The organism is Corynebacterium sp. HMSC074A01, from assembly GCF_001831515.1.
Classification (GTDB): domain Bacteria; phylum Actinomycetota; class Actinomycetes; order Mycobacteriales; family Mycobacteriaceae; genus Corynebacterium.
The window spans coordinates 1-7733 of the sequence record NZ_KV825594.1; the positions used below are offsets into that span (position 1 = coordinate 1).

The following is a 7733-nucleotide window of genomic DNA, read 5'->3' on the forward strand; positions in this document are numbered from 1 at the left end:
TCAGGTGTCTACCAAACAGGGGTCAGGTCCGTTTAGGCATATGTTATAGCGTATGTTCCGCCGTATGCTAAAGCATATGTTGTGGAATATATAGGTTTACCTGCTGGTTCTTGCGTTTAGGCGAAGTCCGAAAATGGTAGTCCACAAGGCTAATAGGCCGAAGGAGATAAGCAGTGCAGCCAGTTCCCGCGAGAGACCAGCCTGGGTGAAAAGGAAAGAGGGGACAAGGATCATTGCTGCGCTTATGCTGCCTCCAAGTGCGGCGTAATACATACGGTCTTGTGACTGTTCGCGGCGGATAGTCTGGATGATTAAGACTAAAACAACTGCGAGCGCAGCGAGGGTGATCGTCGTATACATTCCTTCTCCTTTCGACTGGTGCCCAGTTTATCGGTGAGGGTGTGCATTCCGTAGGCGATATACAACCTTCCCGGGCAGGAAAGTGGCTTAACGCGCCCGCGCGACAGGGTGGGTAGCGTGTGGGCTTATATGCTTGATGGTTATGGCCCCTACGACTGTTTTTGACCGCGCTACCATTCGCCACAATCTCACCGAATTCAAACTCCGGTGGCTTGACCGCATTAAGCAATGGGAGGCGGAAAACCGACCCGCAACCGAGTCGAGTCACGACCAACAGTTCTGGGGTGACCTGCTCGACTGCTTCGGTGTCAACGCCCGCGACCTGTACTTGTACCAACGCAGCGCTAAACGCGCTTCGACGGGGCGCACCGGCAAGATCGACATGTTTATGCCGGGCAAAGTCATAGGCGAGGCTAAGTCCCTCGGCGTCCCGCTCGATGATGCTTATGCCCAAGCTTTGGATTATTTGCTGGGCGGTACTATCGCGAACTCGCACATGCCGGCCTATGTTGTCTGCTCCAACTTCGAGACCCTGCGGGTTACCCGTCTTAACCGCACCTATGTCGGCGATAGCGCCGACTGGGACATTACATTCCCTTTAGCTGAGATTGACGAGCACATCGAACAACTCGCTTTTCTCGCCGACTATGAAACCTCCGCCTACCGGGAGGAAGAAAAGGCTTCCCTGGAAGCCTCTCGGTTAATGGTGGAGCTCTTCCGCGCCATGAACGGCGACGACGTGGACGAGGCAGTAGGCGATGACGCTCCCACCACGCCGGAGGAAGAAGACGAGCGCGTCATGCGCACCTCTATCTACCTCACCCGAATCCTCTTCCTTCTCTTCGGCGACGACGCAGGACTCTGGGATACCCCGCATTTGTTTGCGGACTTTGTGCGCAATGAAACCACCCCAGAATCGCTCGGCCCGCAGCTCAATGAGCTATTTAGCGTGCTTAATACCGCCCCGGAAAAGCGGCCTAAGCGTTTGCCATCAACGTTGGCGAAGTTTCCTTATGTCAATGGTGCCCTATTTGCTGAACCGTTGGCCTCGGAGTACTTCGACTACCAGATGCGCGAAGCATTGCTTGCTGCCTGCGACTTCGACTGGTCGACCATTGACGTCTCCGTCTTTGGTTCGTTGTTCCAATTGGTGAAATCGAAGGAAGCGCGCCGCAGCGACGGCGAACACTACACGTCTAAGGCCAACATCATGAAGACCATCGGCCCGCTGTTTTTGGACGAGCTGAGGGCTGAGGCCGATAAGTTGGTGTCTTCTCCGTCGACGTCGGTGGCCGCATTAGAGCGCTTCCGCGACTCCCTGTCTGAGCTGGTATTCGCTGATATGGCTTGTGGTTCTGGAAACTTCCTGCTTCTGGCGTATCGGGAGTTGCGCCGGATTGAAACCGACATCATTGTCGCTATACGCCAGCGCCGCGGTGAAACGGGCATGTCGTTGAATATTGAGTGGGAGCAGAAACTGTCCATTGGGCAGTTCTACGGCATTGAGCTGAATTGGTGGCCTGCCAAGATTGCTGAGACTGCCATGTTCCTAGTTGACCATCAGGCCAACAAGGAGCTTGCCAACGCTGTGGGTAGGCCTCCGGAGCGGTTGCCGATTAAGATTACCGCGCACATTGTGCACGGCAATGCCCTGCAGCTTGATTGGGCAGACATACTCTCGGCTTCTGCCGCCAAGACGTATATCTTCGGTAACCCGCCGTTTTTGGGGCATGCGACGAGAACTGCTGAACAAGCTCAAGAACTCCGAGACTTGTGGGGCACTAAGGACATTTCACGCTTGGACTACGTCACCGGCTGGCATGCAAAGTGCTTGGATTTCTTTAAGTCCCGAGAGGGTCGTTTTGCGTTTGTCACCACCAATTCAATTACTCAAGGTGATCAAGTTCCACGGCTATTTGGGCCTATCTTCAAAGCAGGGTGGCGTATTCGTTTCGCTCACCGCACGTTTGCGTGGGACTCTGAAGCACCCGGTAAAGCTGCTGTTCACTGCGTCATTGTTGGCTTCGATAAGGAGAGTCAACCACGTCCACGTCTGTGGGATTATCCCGATGTAAAGGGCGAGCCAGTCTCAGTGGAAGTAGGCCAGTCCATTAATGCCTATTTAGTAGACGGCCCTAATGTTCTTGTCGATAAATCCCGGCATCCTATTTCGTCGGAAATATCGCCCGCAACTTTTGGAAATATGGCGCGAGATGGCGGCAACCTTCTAGTTGAGGTCGACGAATACGACGAGGTTATGAGTGACCCCGTAGCGGCAAAGTATGTTCGCCCTTTCCGGGGTAGTCGAGAGCTAATGAACGGCTTAGATCGGTGGTGTCTATGGCTTGTAGATGTAGCACCGTCAGACATTGCCCAGAGTCCGGTTCTGAAAAAGCGTCTAGAAGCGGTTAAGTCTTTTCGAGCCGACAGTAAAGCGGCAAGTACACGGAAAATGGCTGAAACTCCGCACTTATTCGGCCAGCGGTCGCAACCGGATACTGATTACCTTTGCCTGCCGAAGGTAGTAAGCGAACGCCGCTCGTATTTCACCGTACAAAGGTATCCATCAAACGTAATCGCTTCTGACCTAGTATTCCATGCTCAAGATCCAGACGGCCTGATGTTTGCGCTAGCGTCGTCGTCGATGTTCATTACGTGGCAGAAAAGCATCGGAGGACGACTCAAGTCTGATCTCCGTTTTGCTAACACTTTGACGTGGAATACTTTCCCAGTGCCAGAACTCGACGAGAAGACGCGGCAGCGAATTATTAAAGCGGGCAAGAAGGTGCTCGACGCCCGCGCGCTGCACCCAGAACGCTCGCTGGCCGAGCACTACAACCCACTCGCGATGGCACCGGAACTCATCAAAGCGCATGATGCGCTCGACCGCGAGGTGGATAAAGCGTTTGGCGCGCCACGAAAGCTGACAACTGTTCGGCAGCGCCAGGAGCTATTGTTTGCCAATTACGAAAAACTCATCTCACACCAGCCCTAGAAGGCTTGATATGTCTTGCCATATGGCGGGACATATGTTTAGGCATATGTTATAGCGTATGTTCCGCCATAGGGCCTAACCCTGACGTGTCCACTGTCCGGGGGTTAGGTGTGATGTCCAGGGACGTTGTTGAGTCGGTCGAAGGGTACGCCGCCAATCGCAGAGTGGTGTCGGTGGTGGTTGTAGAAGTGGAGCCAGCCGGGCAGCGCCAGGCGTCGTTCGGCCTCTGAACCGTAAAACCTGGCATAGGCCCAGCCGTCCCCGAGCGTGCGGTGGAATCGCTCGATCTTCCCGTTCGTCTGCGGCCGGTAGGGGCGTGTCCGCTTGTGTCGGATGCCGAGCCGAGCGCAGAAGTCCCTCCATGCGTGGGATCTGTATGCCGACCCGTTGTCGGATAGGACTCGCTCGACGGTCACGCCTCGTTCGGCGAACCAGGCCACGGCGCGTTCGAGAACTCCCACCGCTGTGCTCGCCTGCTCATCCGACCAGATTTCTGCGTATGCGACGCGGGAGTGGTCGTCGATGACTGTGTGAACGAACGCCGTCCCGGTGCGCGGCTTGTGATCTTTTCCTCGTGGTAATCCCGGAGTCGCGAGCTTGTTCCGTGCGCCTTGCTGCCGACCTACGTAACGATGTCCACCGCCGTCGGGGATGTTGCCGAACTTCGTGACATCGACATGAATCAACGATCCCGGATGAGGATGCTCATATCGCCGCAATGGCTCGCCAGTGACACGATCGATATGCGAGAGGCGGTTCACGCGGCAACGGACGAGGACCGCGTGAACAGTCGACGTCGAGAGACCAAGTCGCGCAGCGATCTGGGCTGGCCCCAGTCGAAGCCGCCAGCGCAGGTTGATGATCTTCTTCTTGACATGCTCGGGCGTCCTGCCTGGGATCCGGTGCGGCTTGCTGGAGCGATCCTGCATCCCAAACTCACCCTCTTCCCGGTAGCGGCCTGCCCATTTCCGGGCAGTGATCGGGGAGACCATGAACATCTTGGGGTCGTTTGCGGGAGGGGGCGGAATCCTACGCTAAGGCTTTGGCCAGCGATATTCTCCGGTGAGATTGATGTGTTCCCATCCGAGCGGCGAAACATGGGCCAAGAGATCGGGCGATAGCAGCTTTCCATCGCGTTTCTGGTTTGCAACGACCTCGCCGAGCTTCATGGTGTTCCAGAAGATGATGATGGCGGCGAGCAGATTCATGCCGGCGATGCGGTAATGCTGGCCTTCGGCGGAACGGTCGCGGATTTCACCGCGGCGGTGGAAGCTGATTGCCCGCTTCAGCGCATGATGAGCTTCGCCTTTGTTGAGCCCGATCTGGGCACGCCGTTGGAGTTCGGCATCCAGAATCCAGTCGATCATGAACAGGGTGCGCTCGACGCGACCGACTTCCCGCAGGGCTGTCGCGAGCTCGTTCTGCCGCGGATAGGAGGCGAGTTTCCGCAGAATCTGGCTTGGCGCGACGGTCCCGGCAGCAATGGTGGCGGCGATGCGCAGGATGTCGGGCCAATTGCGCTCGATCATGGCTTGGTTGACCTTTCCGCCGATCAACGCTCGCAGGTGCGCCGGGGCGGCCGACGGATTGAACGCGTAGAGCCGTTTGGATGGCAGGTCGCGGATGCGCGGAGCGAACCGGTAGCCGAGAATGGCACATGCGGCAAAGACGTGATCGGTGAAGCCGCCCGTGTCGGTGAACTGCTCGCGGATATGGCGTCCAGCATCGTTCATCAGCAGGCCATCGAGGATGTAAGGCGCTTCGCTTGCCGTTGCAGGAATCACCTGGGTTGCGAACGGCGCATATTGGTCGGAGACGTGGCTATAGGCTTTCAGGCCCGGGGTATTGCCATATTTCGCGTTGACCAGGTTCATGGCCTCACCTTGCTCTGTAGCGACGAAGAACTGTCCGTCGCTCGAAGCCGACGTGCCCATGCCCCAGAACCGGGCCATGGGTAACGCTGCCTGTGCCTCGACCACCATGGCCAGCGCCCGGTCATAGGCTTCGCCCTCGACATGCCACCGTCCAATGCGGATCAATTCCCAGAAGGTGTGGGTGTTTGTCGCATCCGCCATTTTGCGCAAGCCGAGGTTGATCCCTTCCGCCAAGATAACGTTCATTAGCCCGATCCGGTCAGCGCAGGGTGCTCCTGTGCGCAGATGGGTGAACGCTTCGGTGAAGCCGGTCGCCGCATCCACCTCCAGCAGGAGATCGGTGATGCGCGTGGGCGGGATCTGCTTGTAGAGATCGAGCACCAGATCTTCGGCGCCTGTCGGCGCGGCGGCTTCGAGTTTCTCGATATGCAGAACGCCGTTTTCAATCGACCCGCCCGGGATCGTGCCTGCGCGAGCGGCACGGCCAAGCTCGCGCAACCGCATGTCGAGGCGAGCTTGCCGGTCTGCCAGCCATTCCTCCGGCCGCAATGGCACAGCGAGACGACCGCCTTCCGCGATGGCTTGTGCCGGAACGAGTGCGTGTTTCAGATCGCCATAGCGCCGGGACCTAGTAAGCCAGACATCTCCGGAGCGGAACGCATCGCGCAGATGGAACAGCACCGCGATCTCCCATAGGCGAGCGTCGCCAGCCCTCTGGGCCCGAAGGTGGCGATGCCATTTCGAGCTGGGCCGCAAGAAGCTGGTCATCGCGGCATCGTTCAAACCGGTACGAAGGGCCGTCACCGCTTCCAGAAGCGGCAGTGCAACGGGCGCAGCTCGCAGATCGAGCAGGCGCAACATGCGTGGAGCGTATCGGCGGAAGCGGTGATAACCGTCGAGCACATGATTGAGCGGATCGTCGGCCATGGTGGCGGTCAGCCTGGTTGCCATTGCAACAAGGGTTTTTAAGCCGTCCCACCCTGACCCACTCGCGATGACATCGCCCAGCGGCTGGCCATCATCCTGTGCATCGACCAGGGCGCCCCCGATCTCGGCGAAGGATTTCAGGGTGTCACGCACCACCCCCGCTTCGTCTGCGACCTTTGCATGGCAAATACGCTCCGAAGCACGGTAGAGACGGCCGACGATCCGGTCGTGGGTTTCGACCACTGCGTCGGCCAACATCGCCTGCCATTCCGAGACGCAAACAGCCAAGATCGCAAGCCGCCTGTCCTCCGGGAGATCGCGCATGCCGTCGGCATAATACCGTTCACCCTGCCTGCGCAGACGAGTCACCCGATGGGCAGGAACGCCGGCAAGCAGATCCTCGGGGAGATCGACGCGTTGCAGATATTCGAGCCGGTCGAGCAGCCGGTTGGCCGACGAAGAGTTCGAGCCAGGCTCGAACTGGCGCAGCCACACAAAACGGGTCACCCGATCATCAGCCGTCTCCTCGAGCAATGCCAGCAACTGTTCTCGGATCGACATAGGCAGCCGACTGGCGATCCTCGTCTCGATGCGTCGCTCGGCATCGACGAGAGCCGCGGCACAAAGCCGCTCGATCGTGGATGTCGCGGGAAGGACAGTGCGGGTGCGTCGGCACTCGGCTACGAAGCGACGGGCGATATCCTCGTTCGACACCGCCATCTCGGCTTCTCGGAACAACCATTCCTTCAGCTCGCTCGCACCACGTCCGGAGAAGGTGCGGAAGCCGTAGAGCCCCCGTAACTCGGCAAGATGCTCGTGCCGTGTTTCCTCGCGGGCAGCATAGTCTACGAGATCGTCGGCACCCAGGCCAAGCTGCGCTCCGATAAATTCGATGACCTCTGCAGGGATCAGTTCGCCTGGAGCCAGCACCCGGCCGGGATAGCGCAGGACACACAATTGCAGGGCGAAGCCGAACCTGTTGTGAGCGCGCCGACGCAGCCTGATATGCCCAAAGTCTTCATCACTCAGCGTATAGTGCTTGAGCAAATCCGTCTGTGAAGTCGGCAAGCGCAACAGCGCGTCTTTCTGCCGATCGGTTAGAGTGACGCGACGCGGCATACATGTTCCTTTTTCAAAATCTGATAGCGTTCAAGACGCTTTGTTTATGAAGCTGGTTGAGATACATTTCCAGAGGTCAATGCAATCGTGGCCGAAGCGCCGCCTCAAACCAACGTTTGTGATACATGCTGATCGGATATGCCCGCGTCTCCAAAGCCGATGGCTCGCAGTCTCTCGACCTGCAGCACGACGCCTTGCGCGCCGCAGGTGTCGAACGGGACAATATCTATGATGATCTTGCTTCCGGCGGTCGTGATGATCGCCCTGGCTTGACTGCCTGCCTCAAGTCATTGCGTGACGGCGATGTGCTGGTGGTCTGGAAGCTCGATCGCCTCGGACGATCGCTTGCCCATCTGGTCAACACGGTGAAGGAGCTGTCAGACCGCAAGATCGGCCTGCGGGTTCTGACTGGAAAGGGCGCTCAGAGGCACTGTTGCAAAGTTAGCGATGAGGCAGCC

General features: G+C 58.0%; 4 protein-coding genes and 1 pseudogene. 2 read left to right on the top strand and 3 right to left on the bottom strand.

Annotation, left to right across the window (positions count from 1 at the left end):
* Positions 1-96 precede the first annotated feature (96 nt).
* The gene (locus HMPREF2550_RS00040) at positions 97-360 is read right to left on the bottom strand and encodes a hypothetical protein (RefSeq protein WP_046095295.1); all 264 of its coding nucleotides are present in this window, start codon (positions 358-360) and stop codon (positions 97-99) included.
* Between the two features lie 142 nt (positions 361-502).
* On the opposite strand from HMPREF2550_RS00040, the gene HMPREF2550_RS00045 reads away from it, so the two are divergent.
* Complete coding sequence (locus tag HMPREF2550_RS00045) at positions 503-3355, top strand: DNA methyltransferase (protein ID WP_070788906.1); 2853 nt, start codon at positions 503-505, stop codon at positions 3353-3355.
* A gap of 104 nt (positions 3356-3459) precedes the next feature.
* On the opposite strand, the pseudogene HMPREF2550_RS00050 reads toward HMPREF2550_RS00045, so the two are convergent.
* Together HMPREF2550_RS00050 and HMPREF2550_RS00055 are read right to left on the bottom strand one after the other, a co-directional pair.
* A pseudogene (locus tag HMPREF2550_RS00050) lies at positions 3460-4350 on the bottom strand (IS481-like element IS5564 family transposase); the annotation flags it as partial.
* 39 nt (positions 4351-4389) lie between these two features.
* Positions 4390-7275: a Tn3 family transposase gene (locus tag HMPREF2550_RS00055; RefSeq protein ID WP_011116984.1), complete on the bottom strand. Its 2886-nt coding sequence runs from the start codon at positions 7273-7275 to the stop codon at positions 4390-4392.
* A gap of 125 nt (positions 7276-7400) precedes the next feature.
* Here HMPREF2550_RS00055 and HMPREF2550_RS11705 point away from each other — a divergent pair.
* Positions 7401-7733: recombinase family protein (locus HMPREF2550_RS11705; RefSeq protein ID WP_141751974.1), on the top strand; the 333-nt coding region annotated here is incomplete at its 3' end.